The organism is Acidobacteriota bacterium (genome assembly GCA_016716905.1).
Classification (GTDB): Bacteria; Acidobacteriota; Vicinamibacteria; order Vicinamibacterales; family SCN-69-37; genus SYFT01.
In genome coordinates, this window is the sequence record JADJUS010000004.1 from 985,826 (window position 1) to 1,007,678 (window position 21,853).

Consider the following 21,853-nt stretch of genomic DNA (forward strand, 5'->3'; position numbering starts at 1 on the left):
CTCGTGCAACTTACGGGGTGGCTGAGTGGCCCCGTTATGACGCCGGTCATACGCACGTTTCGGCGTAGGATTTGGGCATGGATCGGGCGCAGCACTGGGAAGTGGTGTACACCACAAAAGGCGAACGCGAGGTCAGCTGGTTTCAGGATGTGCCTGACGTCTCGCTCCGTCTGATGCGGGACGCGGGGCTCACCGCTGATTCCTGCGTGATCGACGTCGGCGGAGGCGACTCCCATCTGGTGGATGCGCTGATTGGCCTCGGGCTTGAGTGCCTGGCGGTGCTGGATGTGTCGCAGGCCGCGCTCGACAGGGCGAGGGCCCGGCTGGGTGCAGCGCCGGCCTCCCCGACGTGGATCCAGGCCGATGTCACCGGCGACTGGTCCCTGAAGCCTATGGATATCTGGCACGACCGCGCCGTCTTTCACTTTCTGACCGACGCGCACGATCGTGCGCTGTACCTGAAACACCTGCGAGAGACCGTCAAGATGACGGGCACGGCGATTATTGCCACGTTCGCCCCGGATGGCCCGGAGAAATGCAGCGGACTTCCGGTGGCACGGTATTCCCCACAGGCGTTGGCCGCTGTCCTCGGCAGTGACTTCACGCTTGTTGACGCCGTACCGCAGATCCACACCACGCCGTGGGGCGCCACGCAATCGTTCCAGTACTCACGGTTCGCGCGCACGCACTGACCCTGGACCTCGTGCGTACGCGAACCTGACTCGAGGGGGATCAGAATCAGAAGACGGTCGTCGCTTCAGAAACAGCGTATGTCCCTGGTCCGACCGCTGCCCCAAGGCGGCAGTGCCGCGCTGATAGACGAGTTGCAGGGTTCCGAACGGCGGCAGGTAGCGATGGACAAAGGCGGCCTGCAGATTCTGCGGGCCGCGCCATTACCTGGCCGGTGCGCCCTTCCCCAGCAGGTCCAGCGCCGCGCGGATACCCTGCGCCAGTCGAACGGCCGGCCCGGTGCCGTAATAGTGCAGGAAGATCACCACGGGACGCGTGTCAGTCATGTGGTGGTGGATCGCCACGATGTCGAGCCCGTTGGCCCGCAGGGCCGCGAGCACTGGCGTCACCTCGTGTTCGAGCATGGCCACATCGCCCGCGACCATCGCGTCGGCATCACGGCCGGTGAATGCGGCCCAGGTGTTCAGTCCCATCCGGCTGTTCACCAGGGCGCCGTGTTCACGCATCTCAATGTCCGGCCGGCCGATTGTGATCTTGTAAACCGCACCGTTCTGATCACCCGCCGCGCCGATGATCTTCGCGAGGGCCGCCGTGTCCAGTGCCGGCGTGGCCGCGGCCGGCGTCGCAGCTGCGACGGGCGTCGGGCGCTTCGCCCCAAATCCATTGATGAGATCGACGGCCGGCCTGAGCTGCTTCGCGATTGCCGCCGCCGTGCCATGGCCGTGCACGTGCATGTAGAACATACGCGGCTGATCCCAGAAGAAGTGATTGTGCAGCGCGGTGACCTGCAGGCCGTTGGCGAGAATCGCAGACATCACCGGGTTCACTTCATCCTCGGTGAGCACGAGGTCGCCCATCATCACGTCCATGTCGTCGTCGCCCTTCGCAAATGCGACCCATCCGCCGAAGCCGAACGGCGTCGGCGCGGGGCGACCCGCAATCGTGACCGTCACATCGCCGCGCGGGATGTTGACCTTGAGGACGTCGTCCTTGAAGTCTCCGGACTTGCCGAGCGTCGTGAGGACCGTTTGGTACGGTTCGGGCACGACTTGCGCCGCGGCTACGATCGGCGTGAATACAACAAGGGCGAGTGCGGTGAGAGAGAACTTCATTTGGCGCGAGCTCCTTTAACGTCCGGGTGATTGAGAAGAAACGCCTGCCGCTGCCCGGCGAACCCCTTGATCGTGGTCGCCGCAGCCGCCGTTTTGCCGTCGCCGTGCACGCCAGTCGTGAATGCTTCCGTCGTGTCCAGCTTTCGGGTGTCACTGGCCACGTCTGCAGCGATGAGCGTCTGGTACCGCTCCACCATCGGTCCCAGCCGGCTCCAATCGAGCCACTTCCCGGCGATGTCTCCCACGTAGGCGAGGTACCGGGTCCGCAGCGCAGGCACCGCCAGCAGCCTGTGGCGCAGCGCCTTGTTCGAATCGTCGAGTGCGGTCAATGGATCGAGCACCGGGCCGCCACGGCCGCCGCCGCGGAATCCCTCGTTCGCGTCGTGCGGCGTCAGATGCAGCCGGCCTTTCGCATCGAAGTACAGGTTGAAATCGCTCCCGTCGTTCCAGTAACCGTCGCCATTGATCAAGGCCACATCGAGCGCCAGGAACTTCAGGACGCCATCCACATCCATGATCGGCGCCAGCGCCCGCTCCAGCTGCTCCGCCGGCGTGTCGTTCAAGACCTTGGTGACGTGCATCAACGCGGTCCACGCCGCCGGGTCGTCCTTGCCCTTCATTTCATACCAGCGCCGATACAAGGCCACGTCGTCGCCTAGATACGACAGGCCGCCGCCGACCGAGTTGTTGGGCGACTTCCACTGCTTGCCCGAGGAGTCCTTGTAGACGTCCCTCAGGTAGTCTTTGTTGAACGCCTGCTGGTTCGGATACACACCCCAGCTTTCGCCGTTGATGACGACGCGCATGAAGTTGGCTCTGAGCGTCGGGATGTATTCCCGTGCAACGTCGAGGTAGAGGACGCTACGAAGATACGTCGGGTCCTGATTCGAGTTGAGCAGGTGGAGTGTGCGGTATCCCAGCAGGTGCTGATCGGCATGCACCGAGTCGAACGAGAGCGTCAGCGGGCGCTTCAGGCTTTCGGGCACCGCCGTGTACGAGTTGTTGCCGCGAAAACCGACGCCCACATCCCGATAGGTCTTGCCATCGACGATGACGGTGGCCGGGACCTCGACATCGGTATGGTAAAACGCGGCCAGTTCCTGCTCCCAGTCGTCGCGCTCGAACTGCAGGAAGAGAGTCCGCAGTGTGCTCGCGTCGTAGAGCGACACGGCGGATTGAACGGCCCGAACGCCGTTCGGTGCGAGCCTGGGGCCGGGGGTGCCGCGTCGTGTCATCGCCGGCGGCCGGACAGTCCGGCGAAGTTCGGGGTGCGCGGCAAGATATTCACGGGCAGCGGTGCGCTCCAGGTAGTCGAGTCGCTTGTTCCCATCCTTGTCGAAGCGATCAACGAGCACGATGTCCGGCTCGGCCCCCTGGACGGGAACGCCGCCCCGCCCGCGACCGGCCGGCGGCCCCTGTGTGGCCGGCGCCTGCTGGGGTGTCATGGACTGGCCAAGTGGAACCGCAACAGCGACGATCAGAGACAGTGTGAGCAGGGAAAGCAGTCGGGGCATGGCTGGGCTGGTTGACTCTACGCTGAAACAGGTGTCGTCGGGACATACGACGGCCCCGCCGGACGATGAACGGGTGACCGGCCGACAGAAAGGCCCGCTGACTACGCGTCACGCATCCCCACGACACTGGCGCGGCTGGTGTCGAAACTGGGCAGATGAATTACTGCGGTCGTCCCACCGCAGGGCGGGTACTCAAAGGTGAGTGTCCCTCCGTATGGCGCCAGAAGGCGGCGGGCGGTCGCGATGCCGAGACCCGGCCCTTGTGCCTTGGTGGTGAAGAATGCCTCGCCAACCCTCGCGCGCTGCTCGGGTGGAATGCCGGGGCCGCTGTCCGCAATGCGTATTGTGCACGTCTCGTGCTCGCTCTTCACCCGCACGGCGATGTGGCCGCCGCCGGGCATGACCTGTGCGGCGTTGCGCAGCAGGCTCGCCAGCACCAGCGCGATCTGCGCTGGATCAACAATCACAATGGTGTCGTCGCACTCTCGCGTGAACTCGATACCCACAAACTCGGCGTCGCGCTCCGCCAGATCACACGCATCGTCCACCAGGTCGCTGACGCGAACAGGCGCCCGTCGAGGCTCAACGGGTTGTGCGTAACGGAGCAGGCTCTCGACGATCTGGCCGAGACGATCGAGTCTGGCGATCATCTCGGCGACGACCGTCGCATTGGGTGAGTCGGCGACGCGACGGCTCAACACCTGGAGGCCCGCGCGCACACCGGCCAGCGGATTGCGAATCTCATGGGCCATCACACCGGCCATCCGACCCACATGGGCCATCGCCGCCTCCGCACGCCACTCGACCTCCAGCGCACGGTGTCGCCGGACACCCCACACCGCCAGCCAGATCGCCGCCAGCACGAGTCCCCGATTAAACAGGCCGGCCTTCAGGTCGCCTCCCTCAGCGAACACCGCGACCTCCACCACGGTCCACACCGTGGCCGCGACTGCCACGGCCGTCACGAGATCGCGCGAAGGAGTCTGCTGCTGTCTACCAGCGGCGAGGAAGACCAGGGGAATGAACAGGAGTGGGACCGCAAACCCGGGCGGGAACCAGAGGTCCAGCGCGGCCACGCCAACCACACCAGTCCAGATAAGCGCGGCAAGGGCTCGATCCCGTGGGCGTATGGTGGGGGACACTCGGCGTGAGAGTACACAATTCTGATGCCGACAGCGCTATGACGACGGTCATAGTCCCGGCGAGGCGCCGACGATAGGGTTACCTGGGAGTTCCCGCCATGTTGTCCCTGTCCGCAGTTCGAGATCGGCCATCCCTCCTCAAGCTCGACCTGTACTGCCGGGGGCTCCTCGTCGACGACTCGTGCCTGGTCGGTGATGACGGTGGCCGTCAAATCATGCGCACACGCGCCGGCCTGGGGAGTGGGCTCGAACTGATTCTGCCTGGCGGTCTCTGGACCAACGTGCCCGTGCTCGAGTCGTTCGCGGCCACATCGCCGTATCGACTCGTGCGCCAGGAGGGGACCTATCGGCTCATTCGCGAGGGAGAGGTGGTCGGGCCGGTCAGCCTGTCCCCTCGGCCGTCGTGGTACGACTCCCGCACGTCGGGCGGCACGCCGATGACTCGCGTCGGCACGCTGCAGGGCACGTACCTCGGCATCTACCCGGCCCGCGTGTGCGACTTCTGGGTGCCACAGCCCGAGCGCAGCAACTGCGGCTTCTGCTCGGTGGGCCTCAATCTTGGCGTCGACGAAGCGACCGAGAAGTCACTCGACGACGTCATGGATGTGGTGGCAGCGGCGCGTCGACTGTCGGGCATCACCTACATCGACTTCAACACCGGCCATTACGCCGGTGACACCTACCTCGACATTGTCGAACCGTACGTCCGCGCGGTCAAGGAACGCTTCGGTCTTCTGGTCGGCGTGCAGACGCCACCGCACCACGATTTGTCTCGGTATGACGCACTGCGCGCCATGGGAGTCAACCGTGTGTCGTTCTGCTTCGAGGTCTGGGACCAGGAGCGGTTTGTGGAGGTCTGCCCCGGCAAGGCGGCGACCTACGGACACGGCCGGTATCTTGACGCGATCCGATACTGCGCCCAGCTCGGCGCACGAGGGCCCCGAACCGAACCGTGGGTCACCAACGGCGAAATCATTGCTGGGCTGGAGCCGCCCGAGTCGTCCATCGCCGCGATCGACTGGATGACGTCGGTCGGCGCTATTCCCACCGTGTGTGTCTTCCGGCCGCTGCGGGGTACCGACTACGAACACCTTCTGCCGCCGGACGCCGAGCCGCTGGTGCCGGTGTTTCGCCGACTCTACGAAGCGTGCATGGAGCAGGGTCTGCCAATTGGGTGCGCGCCGAACGTCCACGTCTCGTTGGTGCTCCTGCCCGAGGAATGCCACGACCTGTCAGACCGCTCTTTTCACTGGCAGCGCGCCAAACTCGCGGTGCAGAAGCAGATATTCGCGTCGGTGTTTTCACGGCGGCTGCGTCGCATGAGGCAGACGCCATTCCAGGCCGCGCATGCGTGAGACGGTGGTGACATTGCGCTGGCGCAAAGACACGCCAGCCATGGTTCCGTAGGATGTGATTGTGCGTCACGCCCAAGGCCTCGTCTCGTCGCCTGCGATCACCCGGCCCGCCCACCCCGAGCGTGTCTGTTGGGGCTGCGACCACTACTGCCCGTCTGACGATCTGCGCTGCGGCAACGAGGTCGTCAGAGCGATGCATCCCATCGAAATCTTCGGGCCCGACTGGTGCCACGAATCGGAACAGCGCAAGGAGGATTGATCATGGAATTTACGAAAGACATGCATGTCTCGGAGGCCGCGTCGGCGTCGCCGGCAACCATCAAGGTATTTCAACAGCACGGTATCGACTTCTGCTGTGGAGGACATCGGCCCATCGCGGAGGCGTGCGCGGAGCACGGTCTTGATGTTGACCGAGTCCTGACGGAGCTGGCGCGGTCTACAGCCGAGAGGACCGACGAACAAAATTGGCAGCAGGCGCCAATGAGCGACCTCGTGGCCCACATTCAAGCGCGGTTCCACCAACCCCTCAGAGAAGAACTGCCACGTTTGTCAGCGATGATCGACAAAGTGGTGGAGCGGCATGGCGAGCACTACCCGGCGATGCTCGGGCCCCTCCAGCGGGAGTTCCGGGGTTTGATGTCTGAATTGCTCGATCACATGAGCAAGGAAGACCAGGTCCTGTTTCCTGCCATTGTCGCCATCGACCGCGGCCAGGCGGCAGATGGTGGCAGCTGGATTGCCGGCCCTGTCGAGGTGATGGAACACGAACACGTGCAGGCGGGCGCGGCGCTGGCGGCCATGCGGCAGGTCACCGGAGACTATCAGTTGCCTGCTGGCGCATGCCCCACATTCCAGGGATTGTTCTATGGTCTCGAACAACTCGAACGAGACATGCACGTGCATATTCATCTCGAGAACAACATCCTGTTTCCACGAGCGATCGAAAGAGGGCGAGCCTGACCATGGATCCCCTGGCCGGCACCCCGTGGAGCGCACCTGGCACCGTGTCCGGCTTTTCGACGGCGTCGCCCAACGAGGTCCTGATGGCCTTCGCGCGCGCTGAGCTGGATCGGATCGGTGGCCAGGGCACTGCCGTGGACATCGGCTGCGGTGCCGCACGGAATGCGGTGCCGCTGGCCGAGATGGGGTGGTCGGTCATCGGAACCGATCTCTCGCAACCGATGTTGGACGCCGCCATCGAGCGTGTCGAAAATTCGGGCGTGTCAGCGCGTGTGCAATGCATGTTGGCGCCGATGGAGGGGCTGCCGGTCGGCGACGCGAGCGCAGACCTGGTCATCGCGCACGGCATCTGGAACCTCGCCACATCAAGTGCACAGTTTCGTCAATCCGTCCGCGAGGCGCCCGTGTGGCGAAGCCCAGCGCCGCGCTCTTTGTCTTTACCTTCTCGCGCCACACGCTGCCTGATTCGGCGCCACCGGTGGCCGGAGAGTCCTTCGTCTTCACACAGTTCTCCGGACGGCCGCAGTGTTTCCTGACAGAGGAGCAATTGCTGACGGAAATGGCGGTCGGCGGATTCGATCCGGATCCGGGCGTGCCGCTGCGGGAGTACAACCGACCCACGGCGGCCACCGCCCAGCGCGGCGGGCCCGTGATCTACGAGGCGGCGTTCCGGCGGCGCGCGTGACGCACGGCTGACGATCAGCGCAGGCGGCGCATCATTGACAGCAGATACGCCGCATTGGTGAGCACGCCACACAGGAGCAGCCCCGCGCCCGCGTTGGTGGCGGCGGAGTTGTGTGACGCGAACCCCCATGTGAGCGTCGGCACGGCGGCCACCCAGATGACAAACAACGGCCGTGCCCAGGCGGCCGATGGCAAGGCGTTCGCAGCCACGGCAGGCGGCGCCCCAGGGTGAAGAGCCCACGCCCGATACCAGAGGTACATCGGCACAAGTCGGCCCTGCATGCCGACCACGATTTGTGTAAGAAACCCCACCAGACCCGCAGTGCCGTACACCCACATGAGCGGGATGGTCGACGAAGACACGGGCTTCATCGTCAGGATCAGGCCAGACACAATCGCGACGCCAAGCCATAGAAGTGCCGTGTGTGTCTGCCACGTGGACCAGTCACGCGCCGGCAACGCCGGTGGCCTGGGCATCCGATGCGCGAGGGCGCCTCGAATCTTCCGGACAAACATGACGAGGCCCGCCACTATCAGCAACGCGCCGGCCGCCACCGCCGGATGGCCACCAGGCAACGCCAGCACCAATACGATGAGTCCCGCCTCGATCAGCACCGCACTCCAGGCGAGTGACGCGCCGGTAGGCATGGCCGCCGGAAGGAACATCGGAATCAGCCGGTACGACAGTCCCACCACCATCATCAGCGCAAAACCAATCGCCGCCAGATGGGCATGCGCAAAGGCCAACAACATCGGGGAATACGCCAGCGTGCCACGGGCCTTGTCCCACCCGATGATCCCGCCGTACCCGATGGCCGCGATGAGGTTCACGAATGCCAACGCGATGTGCAGTTTCACCGGCCATGGCACCACCGCGGTCATGAGCCCACGCCACGCCCGCAACGCCACCCACAGACACGCCAGGCCCACTGGAAGCGCGTACAGAACGAAGGCGTCATACCGCGCGGCCCAGGCCTGCAACACCATGCCCGCGAGTCCTGCGCCAGATCCAAGAGCCAATATCCAGTCGACGCGAGTCACGGGGAACGGCATCCGCAGCGCGAGTGGAGCGACGATGTAGAACGCGCCGAGGATGGACCCGGTCAACCACCCCACCGTCAGCAGGTGGATCAGCGCCACCATCTTTGGATGAAAAAAGAAGGGCCCGGGCAACCCGGGCCACGCCACGAGCGCGACACACGCGAGCGCGAGACTGACGTGTGCGACCCCAAAGTACAGCAGCGGCAGGTTGGACGAGGGCGACATCAGCCGCCCTGGGACGCCCCCGGTGATATCCATGTGTCCACCGTACCGACCAGCGCGCGCCTCGTCTTTGCGCAAGCGCAAGGTTCGCCCACAATCAGTACAATTGCCCGGATGGATACCCGCCGCGACGCGTCCCACTCCCGGGTCTTTGACGGCCTGAGCGATGAGGCACGTCACGCCTGTCTGGCCTGCGCCCAGAGCATCTCGGTTCGGAGCGGACACTGGGTTGCCCGCCAAGGTGAACCCGCCACTCAGTTTTGCCTCGTGGATCAGGGCGCACTGAAAATCCTGCAGGACACGGCTCAGGGCACCGAGCTCATCGTACGGTTTGTGGGCCCCGGTGAGCCGTTTGGGGGCGTTGTCGCGCTCGAACACGCGCCGTATCCGGTGAGCGCACTGGCGGTCGAACCGACCCGTCTCCTCACCTGGAAGGCCGACACACTCAGGGCGATGCTGGAGACTCACCCCATGGTGCGCTCCAACATCATGCGGGAGATGACGGCCCACATGACTGATGCCTTGACCCGTGTGCGTGAGATGACGACACTGCGCGTTGGGGCGCGGCTTGCGATTACGCTGATGCGACTCGTGCGGCAGTGCGGACGTCAGACAGCGGAGGGGGTGCTCATCACTCATCCCCTGACCAGGCAGGAACTGGCCGACCTGGTCGGCACCACGCTGTACACCGTGAGCCGGACGCTCTCACAGTGGGAGACGGACGGCGTCCTTGAGTCGCGCAAGCGGCACCTGCTGATTCGTGCGCCGAAGGTCCTGGCGGCCCTCGCCTCGACCTGAGCGCCCAGCCTACTGGTGGCTTCGAAGTCTGGCGCGCCTCACCTCATGGTCGATGCGCCGGACAAACGCATAGAGTGCCAGGCAGGCGGCCATGAGCAGCGCCGAGACGCCCAGCCCCGGCATCACCACATCGACATGCCCGGCAAGGTACGACTCCAGGGTCGCGGTCAGCAGCCACATCTGGACGATCAGCAGGACCACGATCATGGTGAGTGCGGCGTCAAGGGCCGTCAGTCCTTTCTTGCTGGGTCTGGACTCCATACCTACCCTTCCGCGTGATTGTCCACGCCTACAGCGAGAATCGTTTCGCCGTCCCGGCGCAGCAGGATGCGCGGCAGGGGCCGGGGCGGCGGGCCCTGCAGCACCCGGCCAGTATCCACGGCGAAGTACCCCTCGTGACACGGGCACTCCAGCCGCTTGCGCTCGGGCGCATAAAACACCGCGCACGACAGATGGGTGCACTTCTGGCTGTAGGCCACGAAGGTCTCCGCGTCGGTGCGCACCATGATGGCGGTGTCATGTTCGGCCGGGTACCGGAACAACTTCACGCCCTGCACAGGAATGTCGGCCACGTTGGCGATGGCCACCACGGGGTAGGTGGGGTTCGGCGTCATCCACGCCTTGGCGAGAATCCAGACCTGCCCGACGAACATGCCGACACTGGTGAGCGTCAGAAATTTCGCAAACTGGCGGCGGCTGACGTAACGCTCCTCGGCCGCGTACACCGAGAACTCGTCGCGCCAGAGCGGGTCGCCCTCAGGCGGCGGGGGAGGCAAGGTCGGCGGGGTCATTGCGGTACTCCTTTGTGCGAAACCCACAGGTGGTCGAGCACATCAAGACTGATCGTGCTGGTGCCGGCCGGCACCAGCATGTGCACCTTTGTCCTGACCGTCTGCCGGCCAAAGATGAACTCGTTGACGGGCACCTCCCGGCGTTCGCTTTTGATGGTGGACCGGAGCGTAAACGCGAGCGCGCCGCTCGGGCACACCGTGGCGCACATCGGCTTCTTGCCCACCGACGTTCTGTCGTAACACATGTCGCATTTCATCATCTGCTCGAGGCGCGAGGGCATCTTTGGAATGCCGAAGGGGCACGCAACGACACAGTTTGAACAGGCGACACACCGCGGTTTGAGCGACGACTGGACGACGCCGTCTTCGGTCTGCTTGATCGCATCGGCCGGACACACCTGCGCGCAGGTCGGATTTTCGCAGTGCATACACACAAACGGGACCGTCGCCGTGCTCTCCTCCCGATCAAGGAAGTCCACGTGGATCATCGCGTGGCCACGATGGGTGTCGCACTCCGCGCACGCATTGACGCAGGACATACATCCGATACAGCGCGACGGATCCACAAAAAATTCGAGATCACTCATGCGGTGGCTTTCTCCAGCCGGCACGCAGACACCTTGAACTCCGGAATCTTGCTGCGCGGGTCGAGGGTCCGATGCGTCAATTGATTGGCACTCTGGCGATCAGGCCAGTGGTAGGCGATAAACACCGTGTCAGGGCGAATAGTCTTGACAATGTGGACGGCGAGTGTGATGGCGCGCCGGCGTGTGGTGACGGTCACGTTGTCGCCGTTCTGCAGTCCGTGGACCGCCGCCAGCGTGGGGTGCATCTCGACGCGAGGCGCCGGGCATTGATCGACGAGCGGCCCGATGCGACGGGTCTGCGTTCCGGAGAGGTACTGGCTCACCACTCGTCCGGTGGTCAGATACACCGGGAAGGATGAATCCACCGGGTCGCCGCTCTCGCGGTACTCGGTCGGGAGAATGCGCGCACGTCCATCCGGAAAGTGGAAATGGCCACCTTCAAAAAGTCGCGGGGTGCCGGGATGATCCTCCGCCGGGCACGGCCAGAACACGCCCATCTCCTTGTCCAGACGGTCGTAGGTAATGCCGTAGTAGTCGGCCGTGCCTCCGCGGGACGCGTGCCGGAGTTCCTCGAAGATGTCTTTGGGCTCGGTGTAGGGAAACAGATCCGCTTTGCCAAGGCGCGCCGCCAGGTCGACGTAAATTTTCCAGTCTTCGCGCGCCTGCCCCGGCGGGTCAACGGCCTTGCGGATGTGCACCACGCGGCCTTCGGCGGTGCACACCACACCCTCGTGTTCCTCCTGCAGGCTGCCGGCCAGCACCACGTCGGCAAAATGCGCGGTCTCCGAGAGAAAGAAGTCCACCACGCCGAAAAACTCGAGGCGCTCCAGCGCTTCCTGGGTGAAAGCGGCATCAGGCAACGAGACCAGCGGGTTGAAACAGATCGACAGCAGCGCCTTGATCTCGCCGCGATGGATCGCTTCCATGATCTCGACGGCCGAGTAACCGGCCTGTGGAATCTCGTCAGGCGACACACCCCAGACGCCGGCCACATGCGCGCGGGCCTCGGGATCGCTGATGGACCGTGCACCGGGGAGCTGGTCGCACTTCTGCCCGTGCTCACGTCCGCCCTGCCCGTTGCCCTGTCCCGTGATCATCACGCACCCGGCGCCCTCGCGACCGAAGTTGCCCGTGGCCAGGCACAGATTCAGGAGCGAGAGACAGTTCTCCACGCCCTTGCTGTGATGTTCAACGCCGCGCGCGTGCAGCACCATGGCGCGATCCGCTTCCGCAAACCAGTGCGCGGCCGTCTCGATTGACTGCGGCGGCACGCCGGTGACTTCGGCCGCGGTCAGGGGATCCCACCGCTGGGAGGAGGCCACGGCCTGCTCAAACCCGGTGGTGTGTGCGTCGATGAACGCGCGGTCTTCAAGGCCGTCGCGCAGGATGACGTGCAGCATCGAGAGATATAACGGCAGGTCGGTGCCGGGTCGCACCGGCAGGTACAAGTCCGCGTTGCGCGTAATCGGCGTCATCCGCGGATCGGCCACGATCAAGCGGCCGCCGTTGTCGCGGCATCGCCAGATGTAATCGGTCGTAATGGGCGCACACTCGGCGACATTCGCACCGGCCACCAGCAGCACCTGCGCCCTCGGAATATCCGCCCAGTTGTTGGGCGCACGATCGATCCCGAGCGCCAGTTTGTACGCGGTGCCGGCAGACACCATGCAGAGCCGCCCGTTGTAGTCGATGTGACGGGTGCCCACCGCGAGCCGGGCAAACTTGCCGAGCAGATACGCCTTCTCGGTCGTCAGCGATGCGCCGCCATAAATCGCGACGGAGTCGGGGCCGTGTTCCGCGCGAATCTCCTGAATCCGGCGCGCGGTGAAGGCCATGGCATCTTCCCACGAGGCGGGACGAAACCCTTCCCCGGGCGCCTTCATCAACGGCTCGAGCAACCGATCGGGACTGGCACCCTGCAGATAGCGCTTCACACCTTTGGGACAGAGCTTCCCCTTGTTGAAGGGGAACTCCTCCCACGGCTCAAAGCCCACCACCGTGTTGTCGCGCACTTTCAGCTGGATGCCACACTGCTGCCCGCAAAAGCAGCAGTGGGTCTTCACCAGGGTTTCCGAGGTGTGATCCCCGCGCGACTCCCATCCGCCCGGCGGGACCGATGCGGTGTGGGGACCGTATTTCTCAATCAACTCTTGTAATGGCGGGCGCTCAGACACGGGCAGCCTCCTTGATTCTCAGCTGCGCGAAGGCGACAGTGCGCCGCTTGCACGCCGGACACAGATCCTGCCAGTGGCCCAGGGGCTCGTTCGAAGAGGCCGCGACCGGTGCCGGCATTGCATAGTCAAACCCCACCTGCGGCAGCACCTGCTTGAGATCGCCCAGATGCAGCGCCGATGTGTACCGTTCGCCACACCGCGCGCAGTGCGCGCCGGGACCTGCCGCGCCGGCATCCTGATACAGCTTCACGCCCAACTGCGCAGGCCGCTGAAAGATGTGGAAGAATTTTCCGAACGGCGCGTACAGCAGGCCGGCAATCACCGTGATGGCGTGCGTGATCGCCAGGAACCCGTAAAAACTGCCGCGCAAATACATTGCCGAGACAGTCAGGGCCAACCCCGTGACCGAGATCGCAAACAACATCAGCAGCGGCACAAAATCCATCGCAAACGTCTGGACCGCAAACGCGCCCCGATCACGCATGCGCCGCCACAACGACAGCGAGATCCCGGCCAGCACCATCACGGCCGCGATGTCGAGACCGTGAAAGAGCAACCATGACGTCACCGTCCGCACCGCAAACGACATCGTCGGGAACCCGAAGACGTAGGTGACATAGGTCATCTGATCGTTGGGCAACGATTCAAAGTGAATCCACCCGAACACCAGGGGAAAGGTGATGGCGACGGCCAGCATGGTGCCCCACGAGAGCAGCAAGTGCATCCACCAGCGCAGGCGCGAGCGCTCACGGATGAACGTCTGGCCCACGATGTGTGTCGCGGTCAGCGGTACCAAGCGCCGCAGTGCGCCGATGGGACCCAGTTGGCGCGCCAGTTCAAACCCGCGACGCCAGTAGACCTCGGTCGGCGGCTTTTGCACCCACACCGTGTAGTGAAAGACCACGCCCCACGTCGCCACGATGACCGCGAACGTGTAGACCACGAGCGCCGCGTCGAAGTTCTGCAGGTTGCGCGATCCCACAATAATCGAGGCGCACACGCCGAGCGTCCACATCGTGGCCCAGGTTGCGGCCCGAATCTGGTCGCTCTTGGCCCTGGTGAGACTGGGAAGTGCCAACCGCCACGTGCGCTCGCCGCTGGCAAAGACGCGACGGTTCGCCACACCGAGCACGACGGCCACTAGCGACAGCAGCGCGAATCCCGGCCAGGCCACGCCGAACGCGTCACGGAAGACCCCGAGCAGGAGCGGAGGAAAAAATCCACCGAGGCCCCCAAGGGCCGCGACGAGTCCAGTCACGGTGCCGGTTTCTTTCGGAAAGTGTTGAGGCACCAGCTTGAAGACAGCGCCGTTGCCCAGACCCATCAACGTGGCGCATGCAAGGGCGCCCACCGTAAAGGGCACCATCTCCGGCCACGCGAGAAACAGCGCGAAGGGGGCAATCCCGCCGAAGACCCAGGACAACACCTGCGCACCACCGACCCGATCGGCGAGCCATCCGCCCACGGGACGCATGGCGGTGGCCAGGACAACAAACCCTGCCGCACGAAAGCCAGCGTCAGCCGGTGCCAACCCAAACTGATCGCGCAGGAGTGTCGGCAGATAAATGGAGAAGGCGACGAAGCCGCCAAACGTCAGAAAGTAAAACGCGCCCAACAGCCACGCGACGGGCTCCCGCGTCAGCACCCGAATCATCGGCGCCAGTCCTGACGGACGCACGACGCCAGGTGGATTGCGGGCGAAGACAGCAAAAACCACCGCAAAGACGAGCAGCAACACGCTGGTGCTGTAAAACACCGTCGTCCATCCGGCCGCTCCTGCCAGGAGAGGACCACCGAACACCGCGAAGGACTGTCCCAGGTTGCCGAGGCCATATACGCCGAGTGCCGTGCCCTGCCGTTCCGGAGGCGTCCAGCGGGACACAAAGGCCGCGCCGACGGCGAATGACGACCCGGCTATCCCCAGCAAAAATGCGGCGCCGATCAACTGGCGGTAGCTCGTCGTCTGTGGCACCAACCACGCCGCGGCGGCACCGCAGAGCAGGACCGCCGAAAAGGTGATCCGGCCGCCAAACCGGTCGGTCAGCATGCCGACGGGCAGCCGAGCGATCGAGCCGAGCAAGACGGGCACGGCCACCAAGAATGCCGTCGCCGACGCATTCAGGTTGTATAGCGCGGCAAACTGCGGGGCCAGGCCGCCAATCAGCGCCCAGCCGAGAAACGACACCATCATGGCGCCCGTCGCAAGGATGAGCGCCCGTGTATTTCCGGATTCCAGCGTGGACGCGGATCCTGAGCTCATGTGCTCAAACCTTAGCTCACTTCACCATCATCAGCAGCATCCGCGAGCGCACCGGCGCGTGTGGCACATTCGCCGGAAGTCGAACGATGGTCCCCTGCGGCGCGCGATACTCCACGCCGCCGATGACCAGGACAAATTCACCCTCAAGCACGAGGACCAACGCGTCGTACGGCGACGTGTGTTCGGTACGACGGCGGGCACGCTCCCGCGCGAGGAGCTCAACGCCCTGATTCGGATGGGCGTCAACGGCATCCTGACCGACGTGCCCGAGGTGCTTGCGCCGCTCCTCGCCGACCTCAGGTGACGGCTTGCGCCGCCCCGTGGCAAGATGGGGATCCGTGTCGAGTACTGTCGTCTGTCTCAAGGCGCAGCCGCTTTTTGCTGCTCTGGATCAGGCTGAGCTGTTGTCCCTGGCTGGCCGGGCACACGTCCGCCGATACGCGATGGGCGAGGTTCTGTTCGCAGAAGGCGATGCCTGTCAGGGGCTTTACGTCCTCGTCTCCGGCAGGGTCAGGATCTTCAAGACCTCGGCCTCCGGGCGAGAGCAAGTCCTGGCCGTGGAAGAACCGGGGAGTTCCTTTGCCGAACTGCCGGTGTTCGACGGCGGCCCGTATCCGGCGTCGGCCTCCGCGATATCCGACACCGAGGCGCTGTTCATCTCGCGCGCCGATGTCCGCGCGCTGTGTCTGGAACGCCCGGAGGTCACGCTGAAAATCCTACAGGTCGTCGCGGCACGTCAGCGGAGGGTGGTGGCCGTGATCGAGGAGTTGTCCTTCACGACGGTTCGCCAACGAGTTGTCTCCTGGCTGCTGCGACAGGCCGCCACCAACGGCCGACCGTCCGAGCGCGGCACGACGATCACGCTGCCAGCCAGTCATCAGGAACTTGCCGCGCATGTCGGCACCGTGCGTGAGCTCGTGTCGCGCAACCTCACCAGACTCCAGGCACGGGGATTCATCGCTGTTGACGCGCGAGAGCTCACCATCCTCGATCCCGAAGGCCTGGAAGCCGACCTCGAGTCCGAGTAGACCGGCACCCCGTGTCGAGTGACTAAAGTCACTGCGCTGGCCTGACGGGGGGCGTCATACTGAACCCGGAGGCGGCTGTATGGGTAGTCACTCGTTCATCACAGGTGTCGCGGTGTCGGTCGCGGTGGTGCTCGGCGCGGGTCTGACGTCCGCCGCCGATTCGCACGCCCCTGCGAGCCTCACCACACAAGACGTTGCCATCAGAAAGGACCCCATGACCGTCATCCCCTTGCTGATCGATATCGCGCCTGGACCGGACAAGCAGGTCGTGTCGTTGTTCACCGGACCGGGGCGCAAGCTGGTCCAGATCACCCTGCGCAACGGCGGCACACTCGCCGCGCACAACGCGCCCGTGCCAATCACGATTCAGTGCGTCGCAGGCAGCGGGACACTCACGGTCTCCGGCCAGGGGCAACCGGTGCCACTCACGCCCGGCGTGCTGGTGACCATCGAGCCCGGCGTCGTGCATGAAATCGTGGGGACGCCGGCCGTCTCCGTCCTGTTGACCCAGTTCACGGAACGCTGAAGGACACGGTATGACATGGCGCTTCAGAGTTCCCCGCCAAGTCTGGGTTGTGGTGGTGGCACTCGGGCTGCTTCTGGCACTCGGGTGGGTGGCCACCCAGAGCGGCCCGCTCGCGCCGATTCCAGTGACGGTGGCGCAAGTGGTGCGGGCGGATGTGGCCCCTACGCTCTTCGGTATTGGCACCGTCGAGGCCCGCCGCGCCTACGTGATCGGACCCACGGCGGCCGGCCGCGTCCGGCGTGTGCTCGCCGACGTTGGTGATTCTGTCGCTGCGGGACAGTTGCTGGCTGAGATGGAACCTGTGGATCTCGATACCCGGGTGGCCGCCACAACTGCAGCCGCCGATCGCGGCCGGAGCGCCGTCGCCGCAGCCGATGCGCAGGTGCAGGACGTCAGGAGCCGTCACACCTGGGCTGCGACCGAGGCGCGGCGAGCCGAAGCCCTGGGAGCCGCTGGCGCGGCCAGCCAGAGCTCAGTGGACGCCGCGCGACAGGCCGAGCAGTCTGCCCAGGCGCAGCTCGCCGCCGCGGAGGCGTCACTGACGGCGGCCCGACGGGACCTCTCCCGCCTGCAGGCCGACACCGGAGGCGCGCAACAGCAGCGCGGCAACCTTCGCCTTGTTGCCCCTGTGGACGGTGTCGTCACGGCGCGAGACGCCGAACCCGGGTCAACTGTCGTGGCCGGTCAGGCCGTCCTCAAGCTGGAGGATCCTGGCAGCCTCTGGATCAGCGTGCGTCTGGACCAGGCACGGTCTGCGGGATTGCAGGCCGGTTTGCCCGCTCGGATCACACGTCGCGCGGATCCACTTGCCCCGCTGGCGGGCACGGTTGTGCGCGTGGAGCCCATCAGCGATGCGGTCACCGAGGAACGCATTGCGAAGGTCGCGTTTGACCGCGCGCCCACGGACGTATCGAGCGGCGAGATGGCCGAGGTTACCCTCACCCTGCCCGTGATCAGGAATGCCGTCGTCGTCCCCAACGCCAGCCTCCGGCATCGGGGTTCTGAACAGGGCGTATGGCGGTACGTGGACGGTCAACTCGGGTTCGTCCCGGTGATCACCGGAGTGGAGGGGGCCGAAGGGACCGTTCAGATTCTTGACGGGCTGCAGGTGGGCGACCAGGTGGTCGTCTACAGCGAGCGCGACCTCGGCGACCGCAGCCGCGTCACGGTTGTGCCGGCGTTGCGAGGAGCGGTGCCATGATCAGCCTCGCAGGCCGGGACATCCTGCACTCGTGGAGCAAGTTCGTATTCACCGGTGTGGGACTCGGGTTGCTGATCGGTGTGACGTTCACCATGGCGGGCGTTTATCGCGGCATGGTGGATGACGCCAAGGTACTGCTCAACAACAGCGGCGCAGACCTCTGGGTCGTGCAGAAGGACACGCTTGGCCCCTACGCCGAGCCGTCCAGCGTGCACGACGATGTGTACCGCACGATCCTGGGGATGCCGGGCGTCGCGCGGGCCGCCAACGTCACGTACCTCACGATGCAAGTGCGCCAGGGCGAGACGGACGTCCGCGCCATGGTCGTCGGGTTCGTCCCGGGGGAGCCGGGCGAGCCGCGCTACCTCATCGCCGGACGGCGCGTGACGCGTAGTCACTACGAAGCCGTCGTCGATGTGAGCGCCGGATTCGCGGTTGGCGATCAGATTCGCATTCGTCGGCACGACTACACCGTGGTGGGCGTGACGCGGCGCATGGTGTCCTCCGGAGGCGACCCGATGGTCTTCATCCCGCTCAAGGATGCGCAGGAGGCGCAATTCCTGAAGGACAACGATGCGATCGTCAACGAGCGCGCGCGTACGGCAGACAACCCCGCGCTCAATCGTCCCGGCGTCCCGGGACTGCTGGACGCGATCGAGGCCTCGCAGACCAGCGGCCACACCGTCAACGCCGTGCTGGTCCGTGTGGCCAGCGGCCACGCCCCCGATCGTGTGGCGGCGGACCTGCGCCGGTGGAAACACGTCGAAGCCTTTACGCGCGTGGAGATGGAGGACATTCTGATCGCCAAACTGATCGCCACGGCAGCAAAACAAATCGGCATGTTCCTGGTGATTCTGACGATCGTGAGCGCTGCTATCGTGGCCTTCATCATCTACACGATGACCCTGGGCAAGATCCGGGAGATCGCCGTGCTGAAGCTGATCGGTACCCACAACTCGACCATCGCCGGCATGATCCTGCAGCAGGCACTGTGGCTGGGCGTGATCGGGTTTGCGGTTGGCAAGATCGCAGCCACACTCTGGGGGCCGGCGTTCCCGCGATACGTGCTGCTCGAACCCCGGGACGCGGTGATCGGCTTCGTCATCGTCATGCTCGTCTGCGTCCTCGCCAGCACGCTGGCCATTCGCGCGGCTTTGCGCGTGGACCCGGCGGCCGCGATTGGGGGCTGACATGACGAGCGTCGACGGGATCCAGATAGAAGGATTGAGCAAACGCTACGGCGAAGGGCCGACCGCCGTCGATGCGCTCAAGGACGTCAACATGTCTGTGGCGCCAGGCGAGGTCGTCGGGCTGATCGGGCCGAGCGGCTCGGGCAAGACCACGCTGCTCAAGTGCCTCGGCGCGGTCATTGAGCCGACGCGCGGCCGCATGACGCTGGGTGGCCAGGTGATCTACGACGGCGGCTGGAAGATCGCCGATCTGCGTGTCTTGCGCCGCGACCGGATCGGATTCATCTTTCAGGCGCCGTACTTGATTCCGTTTCTCGATGCCACCGACAACGTGGCCCTGCTCCCGATGCTGGCCGGCCAATCAAACGCGGTTGCGAGGGCCCGTGCACGAGAGCTGTTGGAGGCCCTCGACATGGCACATCGCGCCAGCGCACTGCCTGCGGAGCTGTCGGGCGGCGAGCAGCAGCGCGTCTCCATTGCCCGGGCACTGGCCAACCGGCCGCCTGTCATTCTGGCCGACGAGCCAACGGCGCCACTCGACAGCGAGCGGGGCCTCGCCGTCATGCGCATCCTCCACCAATTGGCGAGCCAGTACGCGACGGCGATCGTCGTCGTGACGCACGACGAGAAGATCATCCCGACCTTCAAACGCACCTACCACATCCGCGATGGGCGGACCGTCGAGGAGGCGCTGCGCTGAACGCGCGCTGTCGGATGGCCTCGCGCAGCACGAGTCCCTCGACGCCGCGCATCTCCAGACCGAGCAGCGCGGCAATCGTCGGCGGCTCGTCGATATTCCGGACGTGGCCCAGCCGCGCGCCCCGGGCAATCCCCGATCCCGACAGCACGAGCACTGGATACATCTCTGGATAATCCGGCAGAAAGCCGTGGCCGTGATACGGCTCGTCCATCAGGCGCCGCGCGGTGGACGAATTCTTCGGGTCGAGCGTCAGATGGGTCTCGATATCAGCGGTGAGCGCACCCCACGACAGATAGTGGGACGGGCCGAACTCGTGCTGGGCCTTGTCTGTGACGAGCAGGTGGATGGCGGTGAAGGCCGGCTTCCGTCGTTCGAAGACGTGGGCGGCGGCCTGGGTCAGCGCCAGGTCGCCCGCGCCTTGCGCGTACGGGTTGTCGTAGAACGCGTAGTACGCATCGATCGGCACGTCGGCGCTGCGCAGCTCGTCTGGCAGCCCGGGCGTCACCTCGCGCGGGTCGGGCCCGCCCTCGACCCTGAAGACCTCCGCCACGTTGTCGTCAATGGCTGCATCACTTCGCGTTTCGGGCCGGAAGAACGCGGCGGTGCGTCGCCCGCTCGCCTTGACGACATCGAAGATCGTCGCGGCCTTCACCGACTCACGTCTGGTGAGGTTCGTGAAGAGCAGCCGCTCGCCCGTGCGCCGTACGGTGACGCGGTTGCCGACAACCCCGTGCAGGCGTGGCCTGACCCCGGTGATGAGCGTGGTGTGCGACAGATGAGTCAGGCACAAGCTGCGGTACCTATATGCGACCGTGCGTCGAGCACAGGGCATGGATCTGGCTGACGTTCAGGAGTTGATGGGGCACAAGTGGGCGCCGACCACGCAGTGGTACGCGATGGTGGCAGCGAAAAAGCTGGCCGCGGCAGCGCGGCTGCTCCACGAGGCTTGGCATCCGCTATGTTCGACATCGGACGGTAAGGTCGGCGGGAGGTCGGGAACAGATTGACTTCTAGTCGCTCACGACCTGCGTTTGATGGGGCCACCGTATCGCCAATCCGATGGCTCGCGGTGTGGCTCAGGGGCTGGCTCGTCATCTGACCCCCACGGTGGCCATCACGTCTGCCCTCGAAGCCACGAGCAACTCATTTACTGATACCGACTTGTGAACTCCACGCGGTTGCCTCGAAACGAGTGCTTGGGCCAGCGCCTCGGTCGCGAATTGGGTTGCGGATGGGGTCGAGAGCGAAGGGGGAGCGACCCCCCGCTTCGCGCTGGCCCCTGACCCAGCGCCTGTCGGCGCCGGGCCAAGCCGGGGGTCGCTCCCCCTTCGCCTGCATGAGCCGCAACCGTGTCTGGCCTCGGACACGGCCGAGGCCCGTCTGTCAGCCGCCGCCGTGTCACCGTCGTGGCCGGTTCGGCGACCAGAAGTGCATCCATGCCGCTTATCAAACCCCGACCGAAGCGCGTCCACGTCGTGCGCTACATGTGTCGCCTGAAGGAGTCCAAGCGAAACACGCCTCGTGCTCTACTTTGTCAGCCTCGTGCTCCGCCTTGATCGCCGACGCGACACACGCGTGGTCGACGAACTGATCGCCGTTGGGCGGTACGAATCAGGCCGCGATCGGTGCGACACCGATGGGTTGCATTGCGCGCAGAACCGCGTGTGAAATTGCGTTCGTACTGACGGGGACCTGAGCGCCGGGCCAACGAAACGTGATTGTCAGGCTCGACGCTGACGCCGTCAAGACTCCTCGCAAGGCTCGGCCCCGGCTACGCCGGGCTCGCGGTCTTGACCGCGTCAGCGTCGAGCCCGTCTTGGCACCTATCGATGGCCCGGAGAGTCTGCTGGACCAGTCAGAGAAGACGCCTGGGCACAC

Annotated in this window: 25 protein-coding genes; 14 read left to right on the top strand and 11 right to left on the bottom strand. The window is 65.2% G+C overall.

Annotation, left to right across the window (positions count from 1 at the left end; all coding sequences use genetic code 11):
- Positions 1-77: 77 nt before the first annotated feature.
- Entirely contained in the window at positions 78-692 is a 615-nt protein-coding gene (locus tag IPL75_08325; GenBank protein MBK9240265.1) for a class I SAM-dependent methyltransferase, read from the top strand.
- A gap of 201 nt (positions 693-893) precedes the next feature.
- Here the strand turns inward: IPL75_08325 and IPL75_08330 are convergent, their stop codons facing one another.
- From IPL75_08330 to IPL75_08340, 3 genes are all read right to left on the bottom strand, one after another.
- A complete protein-coding gene (locus IPL75_08330; protein MBK9240266.1) occupies positions 894-1,802 on the bottom strand; it encodes a DUF1259 domain-containing protein in 909 nt (302 codons plus the stop codon).
- Positions 1,799-3,316 carry a CotH kinase family protein gene (locus IPL75_08335; protein MBK9240267.1) on the bottom strand — a complete coding sequence of 506 codons (1,518 nt, stop codon included), beginning with the start codon at positions 3,314-3,316 and terminating at the stop codon, positions 1,799-1,801. The genes IPL75_08330 and IPL75_08335 overlap by 4 nt, the downstream gene beginning before the upstream one ends.
- A 101-nt stretch (positions 3,317-3,417) precedes the next feature.
- Positions 3,418-4,458, bottom strand: coding sequence for a hypothetical protein (locus IPL75_08340; protein MBK9240268.1), 1,041 nt, complete (start codon positions 4,456-4,458; stop codon positions 3,418-3,420).
- Between the two features lie 98 nt (positions 4,459-4,556).
- Here IPL75_08340 and IPL75_08345 point away from each other — a divergent pair, with 98 nt between their 5' ends.
- The 5 genes from IPL75_08345 (at position 4,557) to IPL75_08365 (ending at position 7,458) form a co-directional block, all read left to right on the top strand.
- Complete coding sequence (locus IPL75_08345) at positions 4,557-5,813, top strand: hypothetical protein (GenBank protein ID MBK9240269.1); 1,257 nt, start codon at positions 4,557-4,559, stop codon at positions 5,811-5,813.
- Between the two features lie 97 nt (positions 5,814-5,910).
- Positions 5,911-6,072, top strand: a complete 162-nt coding sequence (locus IPL75_08350; protein ID MBK9240270.1) for a DUF3079 domain-containing protein — start codon at positions 5,911-5,913, stop codon at positions 6,070-6,072.
- A gap of 2 nt (positions 6,073-6,074) precedes the next feature.
- Positions 6,075-6,773 carry an iron-sulfur cluster repair di-iron protein gene (ric, locus tag IPL75_08355; GenBank protein MBK9240271.1) on the top strand — a complete coding sequence of 233 codons (699 nt, stop codon included), beginning with the start codon at positions 6,075-6,077 and terminating at the stop codon, positions 6,771-6,773.
- 2 nt (positions 6,774-6,775) lie between these two features.
- A complete protein-coding gene (locus IPL75_08360; GenBank protein ID MBK9240272.1) occupies positions 6,776-7,309 on the top strand; it encodes a class I SAM-dependent methyltransferase in 534 nt (177 codons plus the stop codon).
- Between the two features lie 11 nt (positions 7,310-7,320).
- Complete coding sequence (locus IPL75_08365; protein MBK9240273.1) at positions 7,321-7,458, top strand: hypothetical protein; 138 nt, start codon at positions 7,321-7,323, stop codon at positions 7,456-7,458.
- Positions 7,459-7,472: 14 nt separating this feature from the next.
- On the opposite strand, the gene IPL75_08370 is transcribed toward IPL75_08365, so the two are convergent.
- Complete coding sequence (locus IPL75_08370) at positions 7,473-8,756, bottom strand: hypothetical protein (GenBank protein ID MBK9240274.1); 1,284 nt, start codon at positions 8,754-8,756, stop codon at positions 7,473-7,475.
- Positions 8,757-8,834: 78 nt separating this feature from the next.
- Here IPL75_08370 and IPL75_08375 point away from each other — a divergent pair, with 78 nt between their 5' ends.
- A complete protein-coding gene (locus tag IPL75_08375; protein MBK9240275.1) occupies positions 8,835-9,518 on the top strand; it encodes a Crp/Fnr family transcriptional regulator in 684 nt (227 codons plus the stop codon).
- 9 nt (positions 9,519-9,527) lie between these two features.
- Here the strand turns inward: IPL75_08375 and IPL75_08380 are convergent, their stop codons facing one another.
- From IPL75_08380 to IPL75_08405, 6 genes are read right to left on the bottom strand one after another with little or no spacing between them, the layout of a single operon-like run.
- Positions 9,528-9,779 (bottom strand): hypothetical protein, encoded by a 252-nt coding sequence (locus IPL75_08380; protein ID MBK9240276.1) that lies wholly within the window; start codon positions 9,777-9,779, stop codon positions 9,528-9,530.
- A gap of 2 nt (positions 9,780-9,781) precedes the next feature.
- On the bottom strand, positions 9,782-10,309 hold the full coding sequence (locus IPL75_08385) for a Rieske 2Fe-2S domain-containing protein (protein ID MBK9240277.1): 528 nt from the start codon (positions 10,307-10,309) through the stop codon (positions 9,782-9,784).
- Positions 10,306-10,896: a 4Fe-4S binding protein gene (locus tag IPL75_08390; GenBank protein MBK9240278.1), complete on the bottom strand. Its 591-nt coding sequence runs from the start codon at positions 10,894-10,896 to the stop codon at positions 10,306-10,308. Before IPL75_08390 ends, IPL75_08385 begins: the two co-directional genes overlap by 4 nt.
- Complete coding sequence (locus IPL75_08395) at positions 10,893-13,070, bottom strand: molybdopterin oxidoreductase family protein (protein ID MBK9240279.1); 2,178 nt, start codon at positions 13,068-13,070, stop codon at positions 10,893-10,895. Before IPL75_08395 ends, IPL75_08390 begins: the two co-directional genes overlap by 4 nt.
- Positions 13,063-15,330 (bottom strand): MFS transporter, encoded by a 2,268-nt coding sequence (locus IPL75_08400; protein ID MBK9240280.1) that lies wholly within the window; start codon positions 15,328-15,330, stop codon positions 13,063-13,065. Before IPL75_08400 ends, IPL75_08395 begins: the two co-directional genes overlap by 8 nt.
- A gap of 16 nt (positions 15,331-15,346) precedes the next feature.
- Positions 15,347-15,694: a cupin domain-containing protein gene (locus IPL75_08405; GenBank protein ID MBK9240281.1), complete on the bottom strand. Its 348-nt coding sequence runs from the start codon at positions 15,692-15,694 to the stop codon at positions 15,347-15,349.
- Positions 15,695-15,773: 79 nt separating this feature from the next.
- Between IPL75_08405 and IPL75_08410 the strand changes: the two genes are divergently transcribed.
- The 5 genes from IPL75_08410 to IPL75_08430 all read left to right on the top strand — a co-directional run bounded on the left by IPL75_08410 (position 15,774) and on the right by IPL75_08430 (position 19,975).
- Positions 15,774-16,358 (top strand): Crp/Fnr family transcriptional regulator, encoded by a 585-nt coding sequence (locus IPL75_08410; GenBank protein ID MBK9240282.1) that lies wholly within the window; start codon positions 15,774-15,776, stop codon positions 16,356-16,358.
- 79 nt (positions 16,359-16,437) lie between these two features.
- Entirely contained in the window at positions 16,438-16,884 is a 447-nt protein-coding gene (locus IPL75_08415) for a hypothetical protein (GenBank protein ID MBK9240283.1), read from the top strand.
- 10 nt (positions 16,885-16,894) lie between these two features.
- Positions 16,895-18,085, top strand: coding sequence for an efflux RND transporter periplasmic adaptor subunit (locus IPL75_08420; protein ID MBK9240284.1), 1,191 nt, complete (start codon positions 16,895-16,897; stop codon positions 18,083-18,085).
- The gene (locus IPL75_08425) at positions 18,082-19,275 is read left to right on the top strand and encodes an ABC transporter permease (protein ID MBK9240285.1); all 1,194 of its coding nucleotides are present in this window, start codon (positions 18,082-18,084) and stop codon (positions 19,273-19,275) included. Before IPL75_08420 ends, IPL75_08425 begins: the two co-directional genes overlap by 4 nt.
- Before the next feature lies 1 nt (position 19,276).
- Positions 19,277-19,975: an ABC transporter ATP-binding protein gene (locus tag IPL75_08430; GenBank protein MBK9240286.1), complete on the top strand. Its 699-nt coding sequence runs from the start codon at positions 19,277-19,279 to the stop codon at positions 19,973-19,975.
- Here IPL75_08430 and IPL75_08435 read toward each other — a convergent pair.
- Positions 19,920-20,765, bottom strand: a complete 846-nt coding sequence (locus tag IPL75_08435) for an alkaline phosphatase family protein (GenBank protein MBK9240287.1) — start codon at positions 20,763-20,765, stop codon at positions 19,920-19,922. The genes IPL75_08430 and IPL75_08435 overlap by 56 nt on opposite strands.
- A 22-nt stretch (positions 20,766-20,787) precedes the next feature.
- Between IPL75_08435 and IPL75_08440 the strand changes: the two genes are divergently transcribed.
- Positions 20,788-20,982 (top strand): hypothetical protein, encoded by a 195-nt coding sequence (locus tag IPL75_08440; GenBank protein MBK9240288.1) that lies wholly within the window; start codon positions 20,788-20,790, stop codon positions 20,980-20,982.
- 514 nt (positions 20,983-21,496) lie between these two features.
- A complete protein-coding gene (locus IPL75_08445) occupies positions 21,497-21,643 on the top strand; it encodes a hypothetical protein (GenBank protein MBK9240289.1) in 147 nt (48 codons plus the stop codon).
- Positions 21,644-21,853 lie beyond the last annotated feature (210 nt).